General features: G+C 74.8%; 28 protein-coding genes. 23 read left to right on the top strand and 5 right to left on the bottom strand.

The features are described from left to right. Positions 1-42 precede the first annotated feature (42 nt). The 9 genes from DQE82_RS09880 (at position 43) to DQE82_RS09840 (ending at position 8,313) form a co-directional block, all read left to right on the top strand. On the top strand, positions 43-807 hold the full coding sequence (locus DQE82_RS09880; RefSeq protein ID WP_113972528.1) for a hypothetical protein: 765 nt from the start codon (positions 43-45) through the stop codon (positions 805-807). Positions 808-809: 2 nt separating this feature from the next. Continuing rightward, positions 810-1,118 (top strand): DUF167 domain-containing protein, encoded by a 309-nt coding sequence (locus DQE82_RS09875; protein ID WP_043331102.1) that lies wholly within the window; start codon positions 810-812, stop codon positions 1,116-1,118. Between the two features lie 22 nt (positions 1,119-1,140). Further along, complete coding sequence (locus tag DQE82_RS09870; RefSeq protein ID WP_113972527.1) at positions 1,141-2,646, top strand: potassium/proton antiporter; 1,506 nt, start codon at positions 1,141-1,143, stop codon at positions 2,644-2,646. 224 nt (positions 2,647-2,870) lie between these two features. Next, on the top strand, positions 2,871-3,290 hold the full coding sequence (locus DQE82_RS09865; RefSeq protein ID WP_030500254.1) for a TraR/DksA C4-type zinc finger protein: 420 nt from the start codon (positions 2,871-2,873) through the stop codon (positions 3,288-3,290). Positions 3,291-3,356: 66 nt separating this feature from the next. After that, the gene (gene lspA / locus DQE82_RS09860; RefSeq protein ID WP_113972526.1) at positions 3,357-3,959 is read left to right on the top strand and encodes a signal peptidase II; all 603 of its coding nucleotides are present in this window, start codon (positions 3,357-3,359) and stop codon (positions 3,957-3,959) included. Then, positions 3,956-4,900 (top strand): RluA family pseudouridine synthase, encoded by a 945-nt coding sequence (locus DQE82_RS09855; RefSeq protein WP_064445235.1) that lies wholly within the window; start codon positions 3,956-3,958, stop codon positions 4,898-4,900. The genes lspA and DQE82_RS09855 overlap by 4 nt, the downstream gene beginning before the upstream one ends. Before the next feature lie 2 nt (positions 4,901-4,902). Beyond that, the gene (locus tag DQE82_RS09850; RefSeq protein WP_113972525.1) at positions 4,903-5,757 is read left to right on the top strand and encodes a hypothetical protein; all 855 of its coding nucleotides are present in this window, start codon (positions 4,903-4,905) and stop codon (positions 5,755-5,757) included. 140 nt (positions 5,758-5,897) lie between these two features. Then, positions 5,898-7,436 carry a hypothetical protein gene (locus DQE82_RS09845; RefSeq protein ID WP_064445237.1) on the top strand — a complete coding sequence of 513 codons (1,539 nt, stop codon included), beginning with the start codon at positions 5,898-5,900 and terminating at the stop codon, positions 7,434-7,436. A gap of 49 nt (positions 7,437-7,485) precedes the next feature. After that, complete coding sequence (locus DQE82_RS09840) at positions 7,486-8,313, top strand: DUF2567 domain-containing protein (RefSeq protein WP_064445238.1); 828 nt, start codon at positions 7,486-7,488, stop codon at positions 8,311-8,313. Here DQE82_RS09840 and DQE82_RS09835 read toward each other — a convergent pair. After that, positions 8,279-8,983 carry an LON peptidase substrate-binding domain-containing protein gene (locus DQE82_RS09835; RefSeq protein WP_043329490.1) on the bottom strand — a complete coding sequence of 235 codons (705 nt, stop codon included), beginning with the start codon at positions 8,981-8,983 and terminating at the stop codon, positions 8,279-8,281. The genes DQE82_RS09840 and DQE82_RS09835 overlap by 35 nt on opposite strands. A gap of 108 nt (positions 8,984-9,091) precedes the next feature. Between DQE82_RS09835 and hisD the strand changes: the two genes are divergently transcribed. The 12 genes from hisD (at position 9,092) to hisF (ending at position 17,198) form a co-directional block, all read left to right on the top strand. Then, positions 9,092-10,417 carry a histidinol dehydrogenase gene (hisD, locus tag DQE82_RS09830; protein WP_043329491.1) on the top strand — a complete coding sequence of 442 codons (1,326 nt, stop codon included), beginning with the start codon at positions 9,092-9,094 and terminating at the stop codon, positions 10,415-10,417. After that, positions 10,414-11,487, top strand: a complete 1,074-nt coding sequence (locus DQE82_RS09825) for a histidinol-phosphate transaminase (protein WP_113972524.1) — start codon at positions 10,414-10,416, stop codon at positions 11,485-11,487. Before hisD ends, DQE82_RS09825 begins: the two co-directional genes overlap by 4 nt. After that, positions 11,484-12,095, top strand: a complete 612-nt coding sequence (gene hisB, locus DQE82_RS09820; RefSeq protein ID WP_043329493.1) for an imidazoleglycerol-phosphate dehydratase HisB — start codon at positions 11,484-11,486, stop codon at positions 12,093-12,095. Before DQE82_RS09825 ends, hisB begins: the two co-directional genes overlap by 4 nt. 5 nt (positions 12,096-12,100) lie before the next feature. Continuing rightward, a complete protein-coding gene (locus tag DQE82_RS30790; protein ID WP_166456842.1) occupies positions 12,101-12,262 on the top strand; it encodes a hypothetical protein in 162 nt (53 codons plus the stop codon). After that, positions 12,262-12,885: an imidazole glycerol phosphate synthase subunit HisH gene (gene hisH / locus DQE82_RS09815; protein ID WP_043329494.1), complete on the top strand. Its 624-nt coding sequence runs from the start codon at positions 12,262-12,264 to the stop codon at positions 12,883-12,885. The genes DQE82_RS30790 and hisH overlap by 1 nt, the downstream gene beginning before the upstream one ends. 19 nt (positions 12,886-12,904) lie before the next feature. Beyond that, positions 12,905-13,225, top strand: a complete 321-nt coding sequence (locus tag DQE82_RS09810; protein WP_043329495.1) for a hypothetical protein — start codon at positions 12,905-12,907, stop codon at positions 13,223-13,225. 19 nt (positions 13,226-13,244) lie between these two features. Then, on the top strand, positions 13,245-13,973 hold the full coding sequence (gene priA, locus DQE82_RS09805) for a bifunctional 1-(5-phosphoribosyl)-5-((5-phosphoribosylamino)methylideneamino)imidazole-4-carboxamide isomerase/phosphoribosylanthranilate isomerase PriA (protein WP_069089036.1): 729 nt from the start codon (positions 13,245-13,247) through the stop codon (positions 13,971-13,973). Then, on the top strand, positions 13,970-14,392 hold the full coding sequence (locus DQE82_RS09800; protein ID WP_043329499.1) for a RidA family protein: 423 nt from the start codon (positions 13,970-13,972) through the stop codon (positions 14,390-14,392). Before priA ends, DQE82_RS09800 begins: the two co-directional genes overlap by 4 nt. A gap of 80 nt (positions 14,393-14,472) precedes the next feature. Next, the gene (locus DQE82_RS09795) at positions 14,473-14,919 is read left to right on the top strand and encodes a MarR family winged helix-turn-helix transcriptional regulator (RefSeq protein ID WP_043331106.1); all 447 of its coding nucleotides are present in this window, start codon (positions 14,473-14,475) and stop codon (positions 14,917-14,919) included. Between the two features lies 1 nt (position 14,920). Continuing rightward, entirely contained in the window at positions 14,921-15,346 is a 426-nt protein-coding gene (locus DQE82_RS09790) for an organic hydroperoxide resistance protein (protein WP_064445243.1), read from the top strand. Further along, a complete protein-coding gene (locus tag DQE82_RS09785; RefSeq protein ID WP_064445244.1) occupies positions 15,343-16,344 on the top strand; it encodes an NADP-dependent oxidoreductase in 1,002 nt (333 codons plus the stop codon). Before DQE82_RS09790 ends, DQE82_RS09785 begins: the two co-directional genes overlap by 4 nt. An 86-nt stretch (positions 16,345-16,430) precedes the next feature. Then, complete coding sequence (gene hisF / locus DQE82_RS09780; RefSeq protein WP_043329502.1) at positions 16,431-17,198, top strand: imidazole glycerol phosphate synthase subunit HisF; 768 nt, start codon at positions 16,431-16,433, stop codon at positions 17,196-17,198. A 7-nt stretch (positions 17,199-17,205) separates the two neighbouring features. Here hisF and DQE82_RS09775 read toward each other — a convergent pair whose 3' ends face one another. Continuing rightward, positions 17,206-17,667 (bottom strand): hypothetical protein, encoded by a 462-nt coding sequence (locus tag DQE82_RS09775; RefSeq protein WP_043329504.1) that lies wholly within the window; start codon positions 17,665-17,667, stop codon positions 17,206-17,208. Positions 17,668-17,783: 116 nt separating this feature from the next. After that, complete coding sequence (locus tag DQE82_RS09770) at positions 17,784-18,419, bottom strand: YitT family protein (RefSeq protein WP_043329506.1); 636 nt, start codon at positions 18,417-18,419, stop codon at positions 17,784-17,786. A 59-nt stretch (positions 18,420-18,478) separates the two neighbouring features. Here DQE82_RS09770 and DQE82_RS09765 point away from each other — a divergent pair, with 59 nt between their 5' ends. Together DQE82_RS09765 and DQE82_RS09760 are read left to right on the top strand one after the other, a co-directional pair. Further along, positions 18,479-19,930, top strand: a complete 1,452-nt coding sequence (locus DQE82_RS09765; RefSeq protein ID WP_064445245.1) for a PLP-dependent aminotransferase family protein — start codon at positions 18,479-18,481, stop codon at positions 19,928-19,930. A gap of 72 nt (positions 19,931-20,002) precedes the next feature. Next, positions 20,003-21,310 carry a low temperature requirement protein A gene (locus DQE82_RS09760; RefSeq protein WP_181373758.1) on the top strand — a complete coding sequence of 436 codons (1,308 nt, stop codon included), beginning with the start codon at positions 20,003-20,005 and terminating at the stop codon, positions 21,308-21,310. Positions 21,311-21,381: 71 nt separating this feature from the next. Here DQE82_RS09760 and DQE82_RS09755 read toward each other — a convergent pair whose 3' ends face one another. Then, positions 21,382-23,208, bottom strand: a complete 1,827-nt coding sequence (locus tag DQE82_RS09755) for a long-chain fatty acid--CoA ligase (protein ID WP_043329509.1) — start codon at positions 23,206-23,208, stop codon at positions 21,382-21,384. A gap of 139 nt (positions 23,209-23,347) precedes the next feature. After that, on the bottom strand, positions 23,348-24,298 hold the full coding sequence (locus tag DQE82_RS09750) for a terpene synthase (RefSeq protein WP_043331108.1): 951 nt from the start codon (positions 24,296-24,298) through the stop codon (positions 23,348-23,350). Positions 24,299-24,362: the final 64 nt, after the last annotated feature.

The following is a 24,362-nucleotide window of genomic DNA, read 5'->3' as shown; positions in this document are numbered from 1 at the left end:
CACCGACCGCCCAGACCGACACGACGCGGCCGGGGGTGAGCCGTGGTAGCCGCCAGCATCCTGCTCATCGTCGTCGCGGTCGTGCTGCTGGTCGCCGGGCTCGCCGGCGGATCCAGCCTCCTGCTCATCGTCTCGATCGCGGCCAGCGTCCTGTCCGCCGTCGTCTTCGTCGCGTTCGCCCGCCAGGCGGCCGCGGCGCGGGCCACGGCCGGCCGGGCGACCGGGCCGCGTACCCGGACCGCGCACACCGTCCCGTCTCCGGACGACCCGGTGAGCCCGGTCCCGCACCACACGTCCACGGTCGACGCCGGCGGATCCGGGTGGCGGCAACCGCCCGGGTCGCCGGTGACCGAACCGGACGACACCCCGCCGCCCGCCGCGTACTCGCCGCCGGCCGATCCGTTCGACGCCGATCCGTACACCGCGCCTTACGAGCCGGCGACCGCCGAGTCGTACGAACGCGTCGCCGCCGAGCCGGTGAGCGACGCGGAACCGACGCCCTACTCACCGCCCGGCCAGCGCGCCTCGGACGCCACGCGGCCCACCTCGCCCGCGCCGGGCGATGCGTTCGACGGTGACCCGCCGGCCGAGTACCTCTCCGCCGGGCAGGTGGCCCGGCTGGTGCGGCTGCCCGGCGAGGTCCTGGTGGTCGACGGCCACCCCCGCTTCCACCTGCCCGGCTGCCCGCATCTGGTGGGCCGGGAGGACGAGCCCGTTCCGGTCGCCGAGGCGGTCGGCCTGGGCTTCACCCCGTGCGCGCAGTGCGCCGCCGCCACCACCCTGCTGGCCGAGGCCCGGCCCCGCTGACCATGACGATCGCGGACGACACGCTCACCGTCGCGGTGCGGGTGAAGCCCGGCGCGGCCCGGACCCGGGTCGGCGGCCGGTACGACGGGCCGCTGGGTCCCGCGCTCGTCGTCGCGGTGCACGCGCCGGCGGTGGACGGCCGCGCGACCGAGGCGGCCCGGAGGGCGCTCGCCGAGGCGCTCGGCGTCCGGCCGGCGACCGTGTCGCTGCGCTCCGGCGCGGCCAGCCGGGACAAGCTCTTCCTGGTGGAACGCCCGCACGCCGAACTGCCCGGGGTGCTGCGGCGACTGCGCGACGGCAGCACGCCGTGAGATCCGCCCGGGCCGGTCGGCGATGACCCCCGGGCTGGACGTCGCGTTGCTGGTGGGCGCCGCCGTGCTGCTGGTGGCGGTGGGCGCGGTACGCTTCTCCACCCGGCTCGGCGTGCCGAGCCTGCTGGTCTACCTGGCGCTCGGGGTGCTGCTCGGCGAGGCCGGGCTGGGCATCCGCTTCGACGACGTCGAGCTGACCCGGGTGCTCGGCTTCTGCGCGCTCATCGTGATCATCGCGGAGGGCGGCCTGACCGCCCGGTGGAGCACGCTGCGGCCGGTGCTCGGGCTGGCGGCCACGCTGTCCACCGTCGGCGTGGTGGTCAGCATCGTGGTCGTCGGCGTGGTGGTGCACCTGCTGCTCGACCTGGACTGGCGGCTGGCGCTGCTCTACGGCGCGGTGCTCTCCTCGACCGACGCGGCGGCGGTGTTCGCCACGCTGCGCCGGTTGCGTCTGCCGCCCCGGCTGGTGGCCGCGCTGGAGGCCGAGTCCGGGGTGAACGACGCGCCCGTCGTGCTCGTGGTGCTGCTGCTCTCCCGCGCCGGAGCGGAGGTGGCCCACCCGTGGTGGTACGAGGCGCTGCTGCTCGGCTACGAGCTGGGCGTCGGCGCGGCGGTCGGGGTGGGCGCCGGGCTGGCCGGGCGGTACGCGCTGCGCCGGGCCGCGCTCCCGTCGGCCGGCCTGTACCCGATCGCGGTGGTCGGCTTCACCGTGCTGGCGTACGCGGCCGGCTCGGTGGTGCACGCCTCCGGCTTCCTCGCCGTGTACGTGGCCGGCGTGCTGCTCGGCAACTCCCGCCTGCCGCACCGGCAGGCCATCCTCGGCTTCGCCGACGGGCTGGCCTGGCTGGCCCAGATCGGCCTGTTCGTGCTGCTCGGCCTGCTGGTCTCGCCGAGTCGGCTGGAGACCGCGGTGCTGCCCGCCGTGATCACCGGGCTGGCCCTGCTGCTGCTCGCCCGGCCGTTGTCGGTGGCGGTGTCCGCGCTGGCGTTCCGGGTCAATCTGCGCGAGCAGCTCTTCCTGTCCTGGGCGGGTCTGCGCGGCGCGGTGCCGGTCGTGCTCGCCACCATCCCGCTGTCGCTGCACGTGCCGGGGGCGGACCGCCTCTTCGACGCGGTCTTCGTGCTGGTGGTGATCTTCACGTTGCTCCAGGCCGGCACGCTGGCGCCGGCGGCCCGCCGGCTGGGCGTGATCGCGCCGGCCGAGCCGAACGAGATCATGCTGGAGACCGCCCCGCTGGAGCGGATGCGCGCCGACCTGCTCCAGCTGGAGGTGCCGGACGGGTCCCGGCTGGCCGGGGTGCACGTGGACGAGCTGCGGCTGCCGGTGGGCGCCGCGGTCACGCTGGTGCTGCGCGACGGCGTCGGGTTCGTGCCCGGCGCGGACACCCGGCTCAAGGTCGGGGACAGCCTGCTCATCGTCGCCACCGCCGGCGTACGGGACGAGACCGAGCGGCGGCTGCGGGCGGTGAGCCGCCGGGGCCGGCTGGCGCGGTGGTTCGGGGAGTACGGCGAGGAGACGGCCCGCTGATCTGCTACCGTTCCTTTTGCCCCGATTGATGGCAGTCCGGGGCGGATACGTGGGACGACGGTGCGGCACGTTGTCGGACGCCTGTACGTTCCGTATTCTTGCCAACCTCCGGAGTGCACGGCGGGCCCGCTCGCCGTGCACCCTTCCGTACGCGGAGATGCCGACGACGGCGTCCCCGCCCACGTACCGCTGACCGCCGCGCCACGCGGCTGAGGGAGCTGACGATGGCGAAGCCAGCCGACACCAGGACCGCCGGCCGCAAGCCCGCGCCGAAGGCCACCCGCAGCGCGGCGGAGACCGAGAAGATCCGGGCCGCCCTGGCGGCGCGGCGGGACGAGCTGAACGCCGAGTACGATCAGACGCTGAGCGAGATCACCGAGCTGCAGCGCGACCGGCTGACCGACTCGGCCGGGGACGACCAGGCCGACACCGGCACCAAGACGTTCGAGCGGGAGCAGGAGATCTCTCTCGCCAACAGCATCAAGGAGCGGATCACGCAGGTCGAGCGCGCGCTGGAGCGCCTCGACGAGGGCGGCTACGGCTGGTGCGAGCGGTGCGGCAACCCGATCCCGGTGGAGCGGCTCGCCGCGTTCCCGTCGGCCACCCTCTGCGTGACCTGCAAGCAGCTGGAGGAGCGGCGCTGATCACCGCTCCCCGGCGGCCGTACGGCAGACGGTGACCACGCCGTCGCAAGCGTCGATGGGGAGCAGATGACCGCAGCACCGCCCGCCGGTTCCGGCACCACCGAGTCGGGTGCCGGCGCGCCCCGCCGCAGGGCCGTCGGCCTGCTGCTCGGCGTGTCCCTGTTCTCGCTGCTGGCGGATCTGGGCACCAAACAGCTCGCGCTGGCCGAGCTGACCGGCCGGGAGCCGGTGTCGGTGCTCGGCGGCGCGGTCTACTTCAGCCTCACCCGCAACAGCGGCGCCGCCTGGAGCATCGGCTCCGACCACACCTGGGTCTTCCCGATCATCACGTTCGTGGTGATCGGGTGGATCGCGTGGATGGCGCTGCGGCTGCGCTCGCTGCCGTGGGCGGTGTCGCTGGGCCTGGTGCTGGGCGGCGCGCTGGGCAACCTGATCGACCGGATCTTCCGCGCGCCCGGGCACTTCGTCGGCCACGTGGTCGACATGATCAGCCTCTTCGACCCGTACGGCCAGGTCTGGCCGGTGTTCAACCTGGCCGACAGCTCGCTGGTCTGCGGCGTGGTGCTGGCGGTCTTCCTGGAGCTGACCGGCCGGCAGCGCGACGGCTCCCGGCTGCGCGACGAGAAGCGCGACGACGCCGCCCCGGCCGAGCAGCGGGAGACCGCGTGACCTCCGCGTTCGCCGCCGGCGGCGACACCCGCTCCCTGCCCGTCCCGGACGGCCTCGACGGCATGCGCCTGGACCAGGCCGTGTCCCGGCTGTTCGGGCTCTCCCGCACCGCCGCCGCCGGCCTGATCGACGCCGGGGACGCGCTCGTCGACGGCGTGGCCCGGCCCAACTCGCACAAGGTCAAGGCCGGCTCGTGGCTGGAGGTCACGCTGCCCGCGCCGCCCGCCCCGCCGACCGTGGTGCCGCAGGCGGTGCCCGGCCTGACAGTGGTGTACGCCGACGACGACATCGTGGTGGTGGACAAGCCGGTCGGGGTGGCCGCGCACCCGAGCCCCGGCTGGACCGGCCCGACGGTGATCGGCGGGCTGGCCGGCATCGGCCACCGCATCTCCACCAGCGGCGCGGCCGAGCGGCAGGGCGTGGTGCACCGGCTCGACGTGGGCACCACCGGGATCATGGCGGTGGCCAAGAGCGAGCGCGCGTACACCGCGCTCAAGCGGGCGTTCAAGGAGCGCGAGGTGGAGAAGCGCTACCACGCCGTGGTGCAGGGCCACCCGGACCCGCTGCGCGGCACCATCGACGCGCCGATCGACAGGCACCCGCACCACGACTACCGGTGGGCGGTGGTCTCCGGCGGCAAGCCGAGCATCACCCACTACGACACACTCGAGGCGTTCCCCTCCGCCAGCCTGCTCGACGTACGGCTGGAGACCGGGCGCACGCACCAGATCCGGGTGCACTTCTCCAGCATGCGGCACCCCTGCGTGGGCGACCTGACCTACGGGGCGGACCCGACTCTGTCGGCCCGGCTCGGGCTGTCCCGGCAGTGGCTGCACGCCCGTTCGCTGAGCTTCGCGCACCCGGGCACCGGCGACGAGGTGACGTTCGTCAGCGACTACCCGGAGGATCTGGCCCGGGCGCTGGAGATCCTGCGCGACTGACCATGAGCGACGACACCGCGCCGCCGCGCCGGTCCCGGTTCACCACGCTGACCTGGCTGGCGCTGGCCTGCGCGCTGGTGGTGCTGGTGGTAGCGGTGGCGCAGCGGCGGGACCGTCCGGTCAGCGACCGCACTGTCGGCGAGGTGACCCGGGTCGGGGTGGCCGCCGGCGCGAGCGTCCCGGCGTACCTGCGTGCCGCCGGGGAGGAGCTGGCCGCCCTCGACGCGCCCGACGCCTACGCGCTCGTCTCGTTCGCCGGCTACCTGACCCCGGCGCGGGCGGCCGCCGCGCTGGACGGCGCGCCGGTCTCGGCGGTGGTGGCGCGGGTGCCGCTGTCCGGCCGGCAGACCGAGATCGTCCGGATCGCGGCGCTGCGGCTGCCGGACGACGTGCTCGCCGGGATGGCCGACGTCGCCGGGCGCAAGGACCGGGAGGCCGCCGACTACCGGTCGCGCGCCGCCGCCCCGGCGGCCACCGCCGATCCGGAGCTGCGCCGGGTGTACGAGAGCGGGGCCGAGGTCGCGGCCCGGGAGGCGGACGCCTACCGGACCGGGTGCGCCTGCGTGTACGCCGCGGTGGTCCGTGCCGCGCCGGACGCGTTGCGCGCGCTCGCCGGGCGCCCGGGTGTGCGGGCGGTGGACCCGGCGCCGGAGGTCACCCGGCTCGACCGGACGGTGTTCACCCCGCCGCTGCCGGAGCAGCGTGACGTGGCCCGGCCGCCGGCGGACAGCGCGGCGGCCCGGGGCGGCGGAATGGGCGATTCGTCGGAAGCTGCACGGACGGTGAGCGGACCTTCACCGACCGCCCGTGCGCCGGTCCCCGGATCCGGGCCACCCAATCCCGCTCCCACCTCCTGAGACATCAGCGGGCGCGGCCACCCGGTCGATCCCACCGTGCGGCGGGTCACCGGGCGATGTGCGGCGCGGGGAGTGGTCCGAATAGGGTTTCGTTCGTAGCCTGTCAGGCGGAGATCGATGGGCTGGGGGAGGGCGAATCCTTGGACGGCAGCGAGACCGGCTGGGGTCGGCAGGGCGAGCCGGCACCGCGGTGGCGGGCGCTGCTCGACCGGGCCCGGCTCGGCGGTCGCGGCGCGGAGCACGCCGACGCCGACCGGCACGTCGAGGACCACCACGCGCCGCCGCCCGACCCGCTGCCACGCCGCGCCGCCGGCACCGGCTGGACCGGGCGCGCCGCCGCCGTCGGCCGCGCCCCCGACGGGTCGTACGGCGCCGAGCCCGGTTACCGGGCCGAGGCCACGTTCCGGGTCGACCCCGCCTTCCGCGCCGACCCCCGCCAGGAGGGTGAACCGGCCTACCGGGCCGAGCCGGCGTACCGCACCGACCCGGAGCCGTCCTGGCGCGCCGGGCAGCCCTATCCGGCCGAGCCGTCCTGGCGCGCCGAGCCGTCTGTCGCGCCGGACCCGTCCTTCGCCGCCGAGCCCCGGCCGGAGCCGTCCTGGCGCGCCGAACCGGCGCTGCCGGAGCCGCGCGGCCGGGCCGAGGCGCCGGCCGAGTCGCGCTACTCCCTTCTCGACGGTGGCTACCGGCCCGCGCCGCCGCCGGCCGAGTCCCGGTACGCCCTGCTCGACCGGGGCCGCTACCGGCCGGACGTCCCGCCCGCGCCGGAACCGGTGGTGCCCGCGCCGCGCAGCCCGCTGGAGGGCCGCTCCGGCCGCGCCGGGCGGGTCGCGCCGGCCCAGGCGCAGTGGCGTGCCCCCGAGCCGGACGCCGAGCTGGAACGCGCCACCAGCGTGCTGCGCCGCGAGCTGGGCACGCCCCGGGTGCTCGCGTTCGCCAACCCCAAGGGCGGGGTGCACAAGACCACCGCCACCGTGCTCGCCGCGGCGACGGTGGGCAGCGTCCGCGGGCGCGGCGTGCTCGCCTGGGACGACAACGAGCTGCGCGGCACGCTCGGGCTGCGGGCCGGCAGCGCCCGGCACGCCCGCACCATCCGGCACCTGATCCACGACCTGGCGCAGATCGAGATCCTCGAGGGCAACCGGCTGCTGTCCCACCTCGACGACTACCTGCGGCACGCCTCCGACGGCTCGTACGACGTGCTGGCCGGCGAGGAGAGCCCGCGCTTCGCCCAGCGGCTCGACCAGTTCACCGTCAAGCGGGTGCTGGAGCTGCTGCGCCGCACCCACGAGGTGGTCTGCGTGGACACCGGCAACAACGTGGAGAGCCCGAACTGGCGCACCGTGATGCAGGCCGCCGACCAGCTCGTGGTGACCACCGTGCCGCGTGAGGACGCGGCGTTCAGCGCGGACTGGATGCTCGACCTGCTGCACGAGGAGGGCATGGGCGACCTGGCCGACAACGCGGTCACGTTGATCTCCTGCCCGACGCCCGGCCGGACCTCCCTGCAGGACGACCTGGAACGGCACTTCGCCACCCGGACCCGGGCGGTGGCGGTGGTGCCCTACGACCCGGCGCTGGAGACCGGCTCCTCGATCGAGTACCACCAGCTCCAGGCCGAGACCCGCAACGCCTGGCTCAAGGCCGCCGCGGTGATGGTGGAACCGTTCGCGCGCTGAGGCGGCGACCACCGCCCCGCGCCGTGCCCCGGCCTGAGAGGATCAACGGGTGACTCCGGACACCCCTGATCCCGAGCGGACGCGCGAGCGTGCCGACGGCGCCGAGGCGCGGCCCGAGCGCGAGCAGCCGCCTGCCTGGCCCGGCGGACCACCCGGCTGGCCCGGCGGACTGCCGGTGCCCGCCGGCACCCCGGTCACCGCGCCCGGCGCCGACCCGCTGGCCGGGCATCCGGGCGTCGTGACGCAGCTCCCCGGTGCGTCGCCCGCGTCCCGGCGATCCGCCGGCCGGGTGGTGGCGACCACCCTCGGCGTGGCCGCGCTGCTCACCGCGCTCGGCGCGCCGCTCGGGCTGCTCTGGGTGTGGGCGGCGCCGGCCACCCCGGTACGGCAGACGCCGGCCGGCGCGGTCTACGCCACCACGCAGCCGGAGCAGCCGATCGCCGCGGACGGCTGGTTCAGCCTCCTGACCCTCGGCTTCGGCGTGCTCGCCGCGATCACCCTGTGGGTGGTGCTGCGCCGCCGGCGTGGTCCGGCGGGCCTGCTCGCGGTCACCCTCGGCGGTCTCGGCGCGGCGGTGGTGGCCTGGCAGGTCGGCCGCCGGATCGGCCTGTCCACGTTCCAGCGGCTGGTGGAGACCGCGCCGCCGGGTACCGCCTTCACCAAACCCGTCGACCTGCGCGCCGGCGGCGTCGACTGGTTCGGCCCGCTCCCGCTGCCGCACGGCAACCTGCTGCTCGCCGCGTTCGGCGCCGCAGTCACGTACACGCTGCTCGCGGGCTGGTCGCGGTGGCCGTCGCTGCGGCCGGAGCCGGAGTTCGACGGCGGGTGGCCGCCGCCGGGGTTCAGTTCGGCGCCGGGAGACCCGCCAGCTCGCTGAGCGGCACCGGCACCGCCCGGACCTGCCGCAGCAACGCCGTCTCCCGGTTGAGCAGGCGCAGCTCGGCCCGCAGGCGGGCGGCGGTGTCGTCGATGGCGAGCAGCCGCTGCCGGTCGTCCACGGTCAGCGCGGCGGTCGCGGCCACCAGGTGCGACAGCACCGTCGGGTCCTCCGGCAACTGCTCGGAGATCTCCTGCTGGTCCGGCCGGATCAGGCCGAGATATTGCCGGAACACCGAGATCACCCGGGCCGCCAGCAGGTCGGCCGTCTCGTCCGGGCCGCCCGGCTCGGGCAACCACTCCACCTCCGCCGTCAGGTAGGGCTCGGCGGAATGGTCGACCTCGGCGAGGCGGAACCGGCGCCGCCCCACGGTGACGATGTCGAACCCGCCGTCGGCCAGCTCGGTGACCTGCCGCAGCTCGGCGGTGCAGCCCACCTCGTGCAGCGTGACCTCGCCGGCGGTCAGCCCGAAGCGCCCCGGCGGCCCGGCCGGCGCCACCTCCCAGCCGGCCCGGATCGCGACCACGCCGAACTCGCGCGGCGCGCCCTCGGGCAGCGCCACCAGGTGGCGTACCAGCGCCCGGTAGCGCTCCTCGAAGATGTGCAGCGGAAGGACCAGCCCGGGGAAGAGGACGGTCCCGAGCGGGAACACCGGCAGCCGTGCGCTCACGCGATCGAGCGTATCCCCAACGCGCCCGCCCGCGCGTGTCCCGGCTCACCGTCCCGGCGTGCGGGCGGCCCGGGCCGGTCGCCGCGGCGGCGGCCTAGACTCGCAGGCGTGCTGAATCGGATCGACCTGCGCGGCGGGGCACGTGACCCGCGCCGCCTGCTGCCCCGTGCCCAGCTCGACGTCTCCGTGGCGGTCGAGCGGATCCGCCCGCTGGTCGAGGCGGTCCGGGAGCATGGGTACCCGGCGATCCGGGAGGCCAGCGAACGGTTCGACGGTGTGTCACCGGAGCGGCTGCGGGTGCCGGTCGAGACGATCCGCGCCGCCGAGGACGAGCTGGACCCGCAGGTCCGCGCCGCGCTGCTGGAGTCGATCACCAGGGCCCGCAAGGTGCACGCCGACCAGCGCCGCACCGACCACACCACGACCGTGGTGCCCGGCGGCACGGTCACCGAGCGGTGGGTGCCGGTCGACCGGGTCGGTCTCTACGTCCCCGGCGGCCTGGCCATGTACCCGTCGACGGTGGTGATGAACGTCGTCCCGGCCCAGGCGGCCGGGGTGCGCTCGCTGGTGGTGGTGAGCCCGCCGCAGAAGGACAACGACGGCCTGCCGGACCGCCGGGTCCTGGCGGCCTGCGCGCTGCTCGGCGTGGACGAGGTGTACGCCGTCGGCGGCGCCCAGGCCGTCGCCATGCTCGCGTACGGGGCGGGCGCCGACCCGGCCGGGGACGAGCGCTGCGAGCCGGTCGACATGATCACCGGCCCGGGCAACATCTGGGTCACCGCCGCGAAGCGGCTGCTGCGCGGCGTGGTCGGCATCGACGCCGAGGCCGGCCCGACCGAGATCGCGATCCTGGCCGACGACACCGCCGACCCGGCGCACGTCGCCGCCGACCTGATCAGCCAGGCCGAGCACGACCCGCTCGCGGCCAGCGTGCTGGTCACCCCGTCCACCGCGCTGGCCGACGCGGTCGACGCGGAGCTTGCCCGGCAGGCGCCCGCGGCCAAGCACGCCGAGCGGATCGGCACCGCGCTGCGCGGCGAGCAGAGCGGCGTGGTCCTCGTCGACGACCTGGAGGCGGGCCTGCGGGTGGTCGACGCGTACGCGGCCGAGCACCTGGAGATCCAGACCGAGAACGCCCGTGAGTGGGCGCTGCGGGTCCGCAACGCCGGTGCGGTGTTCGTGGGCGCGTGGTCGCCGGTGTCGCTCGGCGACTACTGCGCGGGCTCCAACCACGTGCTGCCCACCGGCGGCTGCGCCCGGCACTCCTCCGGGCTGTCCGTGCAGTCGTTCCTGCGCGGCGTCCACCTGGTCGAATACACGCAGGAGGCGCTGCGCGACGTGGCCCCGCACGTGGTCACGCTGGCGACCGTGGAGGACCTGCCCGCGCACGGCCAGGCGGTCAGCGTCCGGTTCCCCGAGGGCGGGGCGTCGTGACCACGCTCGACGACCTGCCGATCCGCGACGACCTGCGCGGGCGCACGCCGTACGGCGCGCCGCAGCTCGACGTGCCGGTGCGGCTGAACACCAACGAGAACTCCTACCCGGTGCCCGAGCCGGTGGTCGAGGCGATCGGCAAGGCGCTCGCCGCCGAGCTGCGTGACCTCAACCGCTACCCGGACCGGGACGCGGTGGCGCTGCGCGCCGACCTGGCCGCCTACCTGGGGCACGGGCTCACCGCCGACCACGTGTGGGCGGCGAACGGCTCCAACGAGATCCAGCAGCAGCTGCTGCAGGCGTTCGGCGGTCCCGGGCGCACCGCGCTCGGCTTCACCCCGGCGTACTCGATGCACCCGCTGCTGGCGCTCGGCACCGGCACCCGGTGGGTGCCCGCCCGGCGCGGCGCGGACTTCGGGCTCACCGCCGACGAGGCGGTGGCCCAGGTCCGCGAGCACCGGCCGGACGTGGTGTTCCTCTGCTCGCCGAACAACCCGACCGGCACCGCGCTCGACCCGGCCGTGGTCGCCGCCGTGCTGGACGAGGCGCCCGGCATGGTGGTCGTGGACGAGGCGTACGCCGAGTTCGCCCGGCCCGGCACGGTCAGCGCGCTGGCGGTGCTGCCCGGCCACCCGCGGCTGGTGGTGACCCGCACCATGAGCAAGGCGTTCGGCTTCGCCGGCGGGCGGCTCGGCTACCTGGCCGCCGACCCGGCGGTGGTGGACGCGGTGCAGCTGGTCCGGCTGCCGTACCACCTGTCCGCGCTCACCCAGGCCGCCGCCCGCGCGGCGCTGGCGCACCGGGACGCCCTGCTCGGCACCGTGGCCGCGATCATGGCGCAGCGGGACCGGATCGTCGCCGAGCTGCGCGCCCGGGGCCACCGGGTGGCCGACAGCGACGCGAACTTCGTGCTGTTCGCCGTCGACGGGGACCAGGCGGTGGCCTGGCGTACCCTGCTCGATGCCGGCGTGCTGGTGCGCGACGTCGGCCTGCCCGGCTGGCTGCGCGTCACCGCCGGCACCCCGACCGAGACCGACGCCTTCCTCACCGCGATGGAGAACGTTTCATGAGCCGGATCGCCCGGATCGAGCGGGTCACAAACGAGACCAAGGTGCTCGTCGAGATCGACCTCGACGGCACCGGCCAGGCCGACATCTCCACCGGCGTCGGCTTCTACGACCACATGCTCAACCAGATCGCCCGGCACGGCGGCTTCGACCTGACCGTGCACACGGTCGGCGACCTGGAGATCGACGCGCACCACACGATGGAGGACACCGCGCTGGCGCTGGGCGCCGCGTTCGACCGGGCGCTGGGCGACAAGGCGGGCATCCGGCGGTACGGCTCGGCCACCGTCCCGATGGACGAGGTGCTGGTCCGCGCCGCCGTCGACCTGTCCGGCCGCCCGTACGTGGTGCACGACGAGCCGGCGCTGGCCCCGTACATCGGGCCGGTCTACCCGACGAGCATGACCCGGCACATCTGGGAGTCGTTCGGCCAGTCGGCCCGGATCACGCTGCACGTGGACGTGCTGCGCGCGGCCCGGCCGGGCGGTCACCCGGACGCGCACCACGTGGTCGAGGCGCAGTTCAAGGCCGTCTCCCGCGCGCTGCGCGAGGCCACCGCGCTGGACCCGCGTAACGCCGGTGTGGTGCCGTCCACGAAGGGCGCTCTCTAATGAAGGTGCTGCCCACTCTCGTGTTGATCCTGGCCGGGCTGCTGGTCGGCGGGACGTGGTCGCTGCTCAAGCAGGGCGCGCCGCGCGCCGCCGTGGTGGTCACCGGGCTGCTGGCCGTACTGGCCACCGTCGCCGGGGTGCTCTGGCTGCTGCCGGGGGAGAGCTGATGACGCGGCGCGTGGTGGTGCTCGACTACGGCTCGGGCAACCTGCGGTCGGCCGAGCGCGCGGTGGCGCGGGCCGGCGCCGACGTGACCGTCACCGACGACCTGGACGCCGCCGCGTCGGCCGACGGCCTGGTGGTGCCGGGCGTGGGCGCGTTCGCCGCCTGCATGGCCGGGATCGAGGCGCTGGGCGCCGGGCCGGTGATCGCCGAGCGGGTCGCCGCCGGGCGGCCGGTGCTGGGCATCTGCGTCGGCATGCAGATCCTCTTCGGGCACGGCGAGGAGCACGGCGTGGTCACCAAGGGGCTCGGGCTGCTGCCCGGCGGCGTGACCCGGCTGCCCGCGCGGCGGCTGCCGCACATGGGCTGGAACACGGTGCGGCCGCCGGCCGGCTCGACGCTGTTCGCCGGGCTGCCGGAGGGCACCCGGTTCTACTTCGTGCACTCCTACGGCGTGACGGACCCGGCGGCGCTGGCCGAGGCGGGCGCCACGGTGACCACCGCGCACCACGGCACGGACTTCGTGGCCGCGGTGGAGCGGGGCGCGCTGTCGGCCGCGCAGTTCCACCCGGAGAAGTCGGCCGACGCCGGTGCGGCGCTGCTGCGCAACTGGCTCGGCACGCTGTGACCGGCCCGCTGGCGTCGGCGTGAGCAAGGAGCGGGCCCGCCGCCGCGCGGAGCGCGAGGCCGAGCAGGAGCGTGCGCGCGCCGTCCGCGCCCGCCGGGTGGCCCGCCGGGAGCGGCGTCGTTCCCTGGTACGCCGGCTGACGCCGTCGCTGCGGCGCGGCCGTACCGGCCGGCTGCGCCGGCACACCCGCCGGGAGCGGGCGACGATCCTGGTGCTCACCGCGGTGGCGGTGGTCGGCATCTGGAGCCTGGTGGACGACCTGGCGCTGCGGCTGGTGCTGGTCGCGTTGTTGTTGCTGGTCCTGCCCGCGATCGTGGTGATCGCGCTGGACCGTCGTTGAGGACCCGAGGAGAGAAGCGTTGAGCCTCACCCTGTTGCCCGCCGTGGACGTCGCCGACGGCCAGGCCGTCCGGCTCGTGCAGGGCGCCGCCGGTAGCGAGACCGCGTACGGCGACCCGCTGGACGCGGCGCTGGCCTGGCAGTCCGACGGCGCGGAGTGGATCCATCTGGTGGATCTGGACGCCGCGTTCGGGCGGGGCTCCAACGCCGCGCTGCTGGCCGAGGTGGTCGGCAAGCTGGACGTGAAGGTGGAGCTGTCCGGTGGCATCCGCGACGACGAGTCGCTGCGGGCGGCGCTGGCCACCGGGGCGGCGCGGGTGAACATCGGCACCGCCGCGCTGGAGGATCCGCAGTGGTGCGACCGGATCTGCGGCGAGTACGGCGACCGGGTGGCGATCGGGCTGGACGTGCGCGGCCGTACCCTGTCGGCGCGCGGCTGGACCCGCGACGGCGGTGACCTGTACGAGGTGCTGGCCCGGCTGGACGCGGCGGGCGCGGCGCGGTACGTGGTCACCGACATCACCAAGGACGGCACCATGCGCGGGCCGAACCTGGACCTGCTGCGCGAGGTGTGCGCCCGCACCGACGCCCCGGTGATCGCCTCCGGCGGCGTGTCCACGCTCGACGACCTGCGGGCGCTGGCCACGCTGGAGCCGGTGGGCGTGGAGGGCGTGATCGCCGGGAAGGCGCTCTACGCGGGCGCGTTCACCGTCGCCGAGGCGCTGGCGACGCTGCGGGCCGACGCATGACCGCCGCGCCGCCCGAGCCGCCGGCGGACGCCGGTGTGGTGACCCGGCTCGGCTCGGGCGGCCCGTGGGAGGCGCTGTACGGCTACTCGCGGGTGGTCCGGGCCGGTTCGCTGGCGATCACGGCCGGCTGCACCTCCACTGTGGACGGCCGGGTGGCGCACGCCGGCGACGCGGCGGCGCAGACCGCGCAGGCGATCCGGATCGGCCTGGACGCGCTGGCCGAGGTGGGCGCCGGTCCGGGCGACGTGGTGCGGACCCGGATGTACGTGACGGATCGGATCTTCGCCGACGAGGTGGGCCGGGCGCACAACGCGGTGTTCGGCCCGGTACGCCCGGTGGCGACGATGGTGGTGGTGGCCGGGCTGATCGACCCGGACCTGCTGGTCGAGGTCGAGCTGGAGGCGTACCTCCCCGCCTGAGGCGTTCCGGGGTGCCTCGCGCGCCCCGGACCACACGCCGATCGGTTGTGCACAACCTAATTGTGCGTTACGGTTTCGCGGTGACCGATGATCTGGTGCTGCGCCGGCAGGTGTGCTTCGCCCTCTACGCGGCGTCGCGCGCCATGACCGACGTCTACCGGCCCATCCTCGACGAGCACGGCCTGACCTACCCGCAGTACCTGGTGCTGCTGGTGCTCTGGGAGCGTGACGACGACGCCCCCACGGTCTCCGAGCTCGGCGCCGCGCTCCGGCTCGACTCCGGCACGCTCTCCCCGCTGCTCAAGCGGCTGGAGGCGGCCGGCCTGGTGGTGCGTACCCGCTCGGCTGCCGACGAGCGCCGGGTCGAGGTGGGCCTCACCGGCCAGGGCCGGGCCCTGCGGGAGCGGATGTGTGACGTGCCGCGGCAGGTGGCCACCGCCACCGGGCTCACCGAGGCCGAACTGGTCTTCCTCCACGGCATCCTCACCCGGGTCACCGAGACGATCCACCGACAGAAGGAGCAGTGACATGCAGGTGCTCTACACCGCCTCCGCCCGCGCCACCGGCGACGGCCGCGACGGTCACGTCCGCACCTCCGACGGCACGGTCGAGCTGGACCTCGCCGTACCGAAGGAGATGGGTGGCGCCGGCGGCGCGGCCAACCCGGAGCAGCTCTTCGCGGCCGGCTACGCGGCCTGCTTCCACTCCGCGCTGCGCGTGGTCGCCCGCAAGGCCAAGGCGGACGTCTCCGGCTCGGTGGTCGAGGCCGAGGTGGGCATCGGCCCGAACGGCAGCGGCGGCTTCGGCCTCGCCGTGACGCTCGTGGTGGACCTGCCCGCGGTCGAGCGCGCGGCCGCCGAGCAGCTGGTCGACGCGGCCCACCAGGTCTGCCCCTACTCCAACGCGACCCGGGGCAACGTCGAGGTCACCCGCACGGTCCGCGAGGCCCGATGAGCGGGATGAACCGGGAGATCCATCTGGCGTCCCGGCCGCAGGGCTGGCCGACCGCGGAGAACTTCCGGCTGGTCACCACCGAGGTGCCGACGCCGGGCCCGGGACAGGTGGTGGTCCGCAACCGGTTCATGTCCGTCGACCCGTACATGCGCGGGCGGATGAACGACGTCAAGTCGTACGTGCCGCCGTTCGCGCTCGACGCCCCGCTCGACGGGGGCGCGATCGGTGAGGTGGTGGCCGGCGAGGCCGGCGGCGTCAAGCCCGGCGACACGGTGCTGCACGGGCTGGGCTGGCGCGAGTACGCGCTGGTGGACGCCAAGGGCGCGCGCAAGATCGACCCGGACCTGGCACCGGTGACCGCCCATCTGGGCGTGCTCGGCATGACCGGGCTGACCGCGTACGCCGGGCTGCTCGACGTGGCCGCCATGAAGCCGGGGGAGACCGTCTTCGTCTCCGGCGCGGCCGGCGCGGTGGGCAGCATGGTCGGCCAGATCGCGAAGCTGCGCGGCGCCGGCCGGGTGATCGGCAGCGCCGGCTCCGCGGCGAAGGTGGAACGGCTCACCGCGCTCGGCTTCGACGCCGCGTTCGACTACCACGACGGCCCGGTGTCCAAGCAGCTCAGGGCGGCCGCGCCGGACGGCGTCGACGTGTACTTCGACAACGTCGGCGGCGACCACCTGGAGGCCGCGATCGGGGCGATGAACGTGCACGGCCGGGCCGCCATCTGCGGCATGATCGCCCAGTACAACGCCACCGAGCCGCCCGCCGCGCCGCGCAACCTGGCGCTGGTGATCGGCAAACGCCTGACGCTGCGCGGCTTCCTCGTCAGTGACCACGGTCACCTGCGGGAGCAGTTCGTGCAGGAGGTGGCGGGCTGGCTGCGCGAGGGCCGGCTGTCGTACGACGAGACGATCGTCGACGGCATCGAGCAGGCCCCGGAGGCGTTCCTCGGCCTGCTGCGCGGCGAGAACCTCGGCAAGATGCTGGTCCGTCTCTGACCGGCGCGAACCCGTACCACCACGGGCGGTGGTGACCGGCCTCACCGGCGGGTCACCACCGCCCGCGCGTTGGCTAGGCTCGGGGCATGACGGTGGCGGTACGGGTCATCCCGTGTCTGGACGTGGACGCCGGGCGCGTGGTCAAGGGGGTCAACTTCCTCGACCTGCGCGACGCGGGCGACCCGGTGGAGCTGGCGGCGGCGTACGACCGGGCCGGCGCGGACGAGCTGACCTTCCTCGACGTCACCGCCTCGTCCAGTGACCGCGGCACCATGCTCGACGTGGTGCGGCGTACCGCCGAGTCGGTCTTCATCCCGCTCACCGTGGGCGGCGGCGTCCGCCAGGTCGCCGACGTCGACACGCTGCTGCGGGCCGGGGCGGACAAGGTGGGCGTGAACACCGCCGCCATCGCCCGCCCGGAGCTGATCGCCGAGATCGCCGACCGGTTCGGCAGTCAGGTGCTCGTGCTCTCACTGGACGTGCGCCGCGCGCCCGACGGCACGACGCCGAGCGGTTTCGAGGTGACCACGCACGGCGGGCGGCGGGGCACCGGGCTGGACGCGGTCGAGTGGGCGGCGCGCGGCGCCGAGCTGGGCGCGGGGGAGATCCTGCTCAACTCGATGGACGCCGACGGCACCAAGGCCGGGTTCGACCTGCCGCTGATCCAGGCGGTCCGGGAGGTGGTCGACGTGCCGGTGATCGCCAGCGGCGGCGCGGGCGAGGTGGCGCACTTCCCGCCGGCCGTCGGCGCGGGGGCGGACGCGGTGCTCGCGGCGAGCGTCTTCCACTTCGGTGAGCTGACCGTCGGCGAGGTCAAGGACGCGCTGCGCGGCGCCGGGCACCCGGTGCGCTGAGGCGCGCTCACTGCCGGCCGGAGTGCCCCTCGGGGGAGCGGCGCGGCATCGGGATCGAGCGGACCACGTACTCCTGCACGGCGGCGGCGTGGTCGTCCTCGTCGAGCTGCCACTCGGACTCACCGGGCGGGTGCCGGCGGGTTAGCACGCCCTGCACCGTGTCCACAGTGGTGCCGAGCCCGGCGCTGGGGCGGGTGCGCCAGAGCCGCTCACCGTCCGGTGTGACCCGGAACCAGCCGTCGGCGACGCTGACCAGGCCCGCGCCGACGAGCCGCCGGACCGCGCCCTCCACCTCGTGCCGCTCGGGGATGGCCTGGTTGAGGTGGTCGGCGGTGGAGAGGACGTCGGCCAGTCGTACGCCTTCGGGGCGGCGTGTCGACGCGGACCGCCGGTGCCGGCCGGCGCCACTGGCGATGACAAGCGCGACGAAGATCCAGGCGTCGCTCCAACGCCATCCGTTCTCCCCCATGCAGGAATGATGCCCGGCCGCGACGGCGGAGGAAACACCTGGTTTTGCTGTTCTTCGTCACCGCAGCTCAGCGCGTTGCGGATCGCTTCGGGCCGTGGCGGTCGGCCCGGCGCCGGTCACGTAGCGTAAGCGCCGCTCGCCGGCCGTGCGGGCAGCGCGAAGACCGGGATGAAGAACTGGGCGAGCGGGCCGATGGTCAGCGCGTACGCCACGGTGCCGAGGCCGACGGTTCCGCCGAGCAGCCAGCCGAGGGCCAGCACGGTGACCTCGATGCTCGTGCGGACCAGCCGCACCGAGAAGCGGGGATGACGGGCGACGAATCCGGTCATCAGACCGTCGCGGGGCCCGGGGCCGAGCCCGGCGCCGAGATAGAGCCCGGTGGCGGCGCCGTTGGCGACGATCCCGGCCACGAGCATCGCGGCACGCGCCGGCATGCCCTCACCGGGCGGCAGCACGGCCAGGGTGGCGTCGACGACCAGGCCGATGACCACGACGTTGCTGACCGTGCCGAGGCCGGGCCGCTGCCGCAGCGGGATCCAGAGCAGCAGCACGAGAGCGCCGACGGCGATGGTGACGGTGCCGAAGGAGAGGCCGGTCTGCCGGGCGAGCCCCTGGTGGAACACGTCCCACGGGTCCAGCCCCAGCTCCGACCGGATCATCAGCGCCATGCTGAGGCCGTACAGGACGAGCCCGGCGTAGAGCTGGGTGAGTCGTCGCGCCGAACGGTGCCCGAGATTGCCAAGCGGTGCCATGCATGCCACCCTAGGGGCCAATTGCAGGACGTAAGGGGTCCAATTCCGGAGGTGTGGCCATGACCAGCCAGGTGCGCGGCGTCCAATTGGCGCGACTCCTCGGCCAGTGGCATGCACTGCCGGGCCGCCGCCGCAGCCCCGACTACGCCGCGCTCGCCGGCGCCGTCCGGGGCCTGCTCGCCGACGGCCGGCTGCCCCTGGGGGTACGCCTGCCGGCCGAGCGGGAACTGGCCGAGGCGCTGCGGATCAGCCGGACCACTGTCACCGCCGCGTACCGGGAACTGCGGGAGAGCGGCCACCTGGCCAGCCGCCGGGGCGCCGGGAGCTGGACCATGCTGCCCGGCGGCCACCGGGTCGCCAGCACCGGGCTGTGGACGCCGCTGGACGACCGCGACATGATCGACCTCGGCGTGGCCGCGCTGTCCGCGCCGCCGCAGCTCGTCCCGGCCGCCCGGGCGGCCGCCGAGGACCTGCCCCGCTACCTCGGCGGGGCCGGCTACCACCCGACCGGCATCATCGAGCTGCGGGAGGCGGTGGCCCGCGGGTACACCGAGCGCGGGCTGCCCACCAGCCCGGAGCAGATCATGGTCACCAGCGGCACCCAGCACGCGCTGGACCTGGTGCTGCGGCTGGCCCTGTCGCCCGGTGGCGCGGTGCTCGTCGAGTCACCCACCTACCCCAACGCGCTGGCCGCGCTGGCCGCCCGGCGCGCCCGGATCGCCACGCACGGCCTGTCCGACGAGGGCTGGGACGCCGAGCTGCTGCTCGGCAGCATCCGGCAGACCCGGCCGAAGCTCGCGTACGTGATCCCGGAGTTCCACAACCCGACCGGCCACCTGATGGCGGCCGACCTGCGCGAACGGCTGGTCGGCGCGGCCCACGCGGCCGGCACCGACCTCGTCGTCGACGAGTCCTTCGTCGACCTGCCGCTGGACGGCACCCCGCTGCCGCCGCCGGTCGCGGTCTTCGACAGGCACTCCCGGGTGATCAGCATCGGCGGGATGAGCAAGCCCTACTGGGGCGGCCTGCGGATCGGCTGGGTCCGCGCCTCCGCGCCCCAGGTGCAGCGGCTCGCCGCGGCCCGGGTCGGGGTGGACATGGCCAGCCCGGTGCTCGACCAGCTCGTCGCCGTGCACCTGCTCGCCGAGGCGCCGGCCATCGTGGCCGCCCGCCGGGCCCAGCTCGCCGCGCAGCGCGACGCCCTGGTCGCGGCGCTCGCGGAGCAGCTGCCCGACTGGCGGGTCACGCCGCCGCGCGGCGGCGTGACGCTCTGGGCCGAGCTGGACGGCCCGATCTCCAGCGCGCTGGCCCGGGCCGCCGAGGAGGTCGGCGTACGGCTGGCGCCCGGACCCCGGTTCGGCCTGGACGGGACGCTCGAGCGCTTCCTGCGGTTGCCCTTCACGCTGCCCGCCGAGGAACTGGTGGAAGCGGTGGGCCGGCTCGCCGCGGTGCGCTACGACCTGGACCGCACCAGCCGCCCGCAGTGGCGCGAGCCGAGCGTCATCGCCTGACCGCCCGCCCGATCCGGTGGTGAACCGCCCGAACCACAGCTGCGGGCGGGTCCGCGCCCGCACACTGCCCGGGTGGGAGACGGGGACGCGGTCCGGTGGTCGTGGGCGGTGCGGCGCAGCGCGCCGGGCTCCCGCACCACCCGGCTGGAGCTCTTCTACGACCTGGTCTTCGTCTTCGCGTTCCTGAGCGTCACCACGCTCACCGCCTCGGTGCTCACGCCCGCCAACCTCTACCGGTTCCTGCTGGTGCTGGCGCTGCTCTGGTGGTCGTGGACCGGCTTCGCCCGGATGGGCAACGCGTTCCGCGCCGACCAGGGGATGCTGCCGCTGATCGGCGTCGTCACCGTGGCGGCCACGTTCCTGCTCGTGCTCAGCACGCCCAGCGCGTTCGCCAACAGCGGTGGCTGGCTGCCCGGGCCGCTGGTCTTCGCCGCGTGCTACTTCGTGATCCGGACCGCCCAGCTCACCGTCTTCGCCTGGGCCGACCGCGCCGACCCGGCCCGGCGCCGGGGACTGCGGATGCGCTTCCTGGCCCCGACGGTGGCCACGGCGCTGCTTGTCGTCGCCGGCACACTCCCCGGCCGGCTGCCGCAGGAGCGGTTCGCGGTCGGGCTGCAACTGGCGCTCTGGACGCTGGCGCTGCTTGTCGAGTACGTCGCCGGGACGGTCCTGGGCCAGCAGTGGTGGGTGGTGCTCTCGGCCGGGCACTGGGCGGAACGGCACGCGCTCATCGTGCTCGTCGCACTCGGCGAGTCGATCATCGCGCTGGGGCTCGGCCCGAAGCGCGGGCTGCCGCTCACCGGCCCGGTGGCGATCGCCGCGTTGCTCGGCATCACGGTCGTGGCGGCGCTGTGGTGGGCGTACTTCGACACGCTGGCGTTCGCCATGGAACAGGTCCTGCACCAGGCCCGGGACCGCGCCACACGGCTGCGGCTGGCCCGCACCGCGTACACGTTCCTGCACCTGCCGATAGTCGCCGGGATCATCCTCTACGCGCTCGGCCTCAAGGACCTGCTGGCCGAGGCCGCCGATCCGCACACGCCCGCCTGGGGGCTGCCGCTCGGCGACTTCTGGGGCGCGATCCTGTTCGGCGGGGTCGCGTTGCACCTGCTCGGCGTCGCCGGGTGCTGGTGGGTGGCGCTGCGCGAGATCCACTGGCGGCTGCTGACCACCGTGGGGGCGCTGACCGCGGTCGCCCCATTCGTGTTCCGTGTGCCGGAGCTGGTCGCGCTGATCGTGCTGGCGGTGGTCACCGGCGCGGGAGTGGCCTGGGAGACCCGGGGCGAGAACGGTCACCGGCGCCGGGTACGCCAGCTCGCGCTGGAGGAGCAGATCGCCGCCGAGGCCGAGCAGAGCCGCTGGCGGCAGCAGCACCTCTGACCGGCGCCGACGCGAACGGCCGTGCCCCGGGACGGTGGGGCACGGCCGGCGCTACCGGCTGGCGGTGCGGGTCACAGCTCGGCGAGCGTGCCCTCGTACATCTTGTCGATCTCGGAGGAGAAGTTCGTCTCCACGCTCCGGCGCTTGATCTTCAGCGACGGCGTGACCTCGCCGTCCTCGATGGTGAGGTCACGGGGGAGGATCGTCACCTTCTTGATCGTCTCCCAGCGGTTGAGCTTGGCGTTCAGCTCGGCGACGTACCCCTCGACCATCTCCCGCGCCTGCGGCGAGGTGACGATCGTGGTGTAGTCGCTGCCCTCCAGCGGGGTGCCGGCGGCCCAGCCCTTGATCGCGTCCGGGTCCAGCGTGACGAGCATGGTGCAGTAGTTGCGCGCCTGCCCGATCACCACCGCCTGCGAGGTGTACGGGCAGACCGCCTTGAACATGCCCTCGATGTGCGACGGCGCGACGTACTTGCCGCCGGACGTCTTGACCAGGTCCTTCTTGCGGTCGGTGATGCGCAGGTAGCCGTCGTCGTCGAGCGTGCCGATGTCGCCGCTGCGGAAGAAGCCGTCCTCGGTGAACGCGGCGGCGGTCTCCTCGGGGAGGTTGTGGTAACCCCGCATGACCGGCTTGCCCCGCATCAGGATCTCGCCGTCGGTGTCGATCCGGCACTCCAGATCACCCATGGCCCGGCCCACGCTGCCGATCTTCAGCCCGTCGGGCGGGTTCACGAACGCGCCGGCGCTGGTCTCGGTCAGGCCGTAGCCCTCGGAGATGGGCAGGTTGGCGGCGGCGAAGAAGGTGGCGATCTCCTTGCTCAGCGGCGCCGCGCCGGAGACCAGCACCCGCATCCGGCCGCCGAGCCGGGCCTGCAGCTTGCTGAACACCAGCTTCTCGGCCAGCGCGTACTTCATCCGCAGCCCGGCCGGCACCGGCTTGCCGGCCTGCTCCAGCGCGACCTTCTCCTTGCCGACCTCGACGCCCCAGGCGAAGATCTTGGCCTTCGCGCCGCCCGCGCCCTGCGCGGTGGTGACCGCCTTGTTGTAGACCTTCTCGAAGACCCGGGGCGCGCCGCACATCAGCGTCGGCCGGATCACGCCGAGCAGGTCGACCAGCTTGTCCACCCGGCCGTCGACGTACGTGGGCAGGCCGACGTGGGTGGCGCCGCAGAGCAGCGTCTTGCCGAACGAGTGCGACAGCGGCAGCCACAGGTACTGCAGGTCGTCGGTGCGCAGCAGGCCCAGCTCGGCCTGCGCCACGCCCTCCCAGCACCAGCCGCCGTGCAGCAGCTCCACGCCCTTCGGGCGGCCGGTGGTGCCCGAGGTGTAGATGAGCGTCGCCAGGTGGTCCGGGCCGATGCCGGCCACGAGCATGTCGATCAGGTCGGGCTCGGCGCTCAGCGCGGCGGCGCCGCGCTCCTCCAGCTCGGCCAGGGTGAGCTGCGGGACGGCGGCGGCCGGGTCCGGCGCGCCGTCGAAGAGCACCACGTGGGTCAGCGCGGGCAGGTCCGCTCCGGCGATCTTCGCCGCCTGGGCCGGGTTCTCCGCGAACAGCACCTTCGAGCCGGAGTCGGCGATGATGTAGACCGCGTCGTCGGGCTCGGTGGTCGGGTAGACGGTGGTGGTGGCCCCACCGGCGCACATGATGCCGAAGTCGGCAAGCACCCACTCCAGCCGGGTGTTGGCCAGGATCGCCACCGGGTTCTCCAGGCCGACACCGAGCCCGTGCAACCCGGCGGCGATCGCCTTCGCGCGCTGCCCGACCTGCTCCCACGTCAGCCAGACCGGGCCCGAGTCGTCGGGTGCGGGGTGAGCGAACGCCTGGCGGTCGGGGGAGTCCGCCACGCGCTTGAGGAACATGTCGGGTACGGAACGGTACGGTACATCGAGAGCCATCGCTGTAGCCGCCTTCAGGGGTGGAGGGACGTGACGGGGGTCACGCCGGTCTGCGGTTACCGAAGGGTATTGCCTGTACCCGGCCAGCGGCTAGCCCTGATCGGCCGAGTCGCCACCGGTCCCGACTTCTGGAATCGGATCAGGCGTATCGGCTGGCGGCGCGGGACCAGTCGTAGGTGGCCCGGATCCAGTCCCGGCGGGTGTCCAGGAACGCCCGCATCCCCTCGTCGGCCCCGGCGCTCAACGCCGCGTCCCGCTCCGCGTACGAGGCGAGGGCCGCGTTGAAGCGGTTCGCCGCCGCGTTCAGCGCCGCCGACTCGTCCTGCCCGGTCTCGCCCGCGATCGTGGTCACCAGGTTGTGCGCGTCCGGGGTGACGCCCCGCTCCTTGCCGTAGGAGAACACGTCGTTGCACCAGCAGACCAGGTCGGTGGCGAGGGCGTCCAGCGCGGTGAGCGCCGGGGTCGCCCGCTGGTCGGCCCGGGGCAGGGACGGGCGGGCCAGGTCGGTCACCGTGAAGCTGGGGCGTACGCCGCCGGTGTGGCGGCGCATCTGCACGTACTCGGCGACCCCCGGCACGCGCCGGCGCTCCCGGTTCGCCGCCTCCCACAGCAGCGCCAGCAGGTACTCCCGCAACTGGCTCACCAGCCGCATCAGGTGCGCCGGCCGGCCCCGGCCGCGCGCCCGCCGGCACAGATCGTGCAGCGCCAGGCCCATCGGGCCGGCGTCGGTGGGCGCGGGCGCGTCCGGGTCACCGTGCCGGTCGAGCACTTCCAGCAGCGCCGCCAGGGTGGGCGCGAGCACTGTCGGCGCGGCGCCCAGCCCGTCGTCGTCGCAGGCGTCGTCCACCACGAACAGCCAGTTGATCAGGTCGGTGAGCAGCCGCAGACCGGCCGGGGACGCCTCGGGGCAGGCCCGTCCGGCCAGCTCCGAGGCATGGGCGCCGGCCAGCCGCAGCAGGCCGGCCTGGGTCTTGACCAGGCCGAAACCGCGCACCCAGGCGACGCTCTGCGCGGCCACCTCGTCCGCGGCCGGGTGACACCGGGAGGGAAAGGGCGGCTCGTGCAGCGCCGAGAGCGCGAAGTCCCGCATCGTCGTCCCCTGTCCGCCGCCCCGCAGGGTCGGGCCGGTGCGCAGGAGCGTACGGCAGCCGGCG

The sequence above is a fragment of the Micromonospora sp. LHW51205 genome, from assembly GCF_003315815.1.
In the GTDB taxonomy this organism is placed as follows: Bacteria; Actinomycetota; Actinomycetes; order Mycobacteriales; family Micromonosporaceae; genus Micromonospora; species Micromonospora chalcea.
The sequence above is the reverse complement of the archived record's forward strand: the minus strand, read 5'-3'. Positions and strand labels throughout refer to the sequence as shown.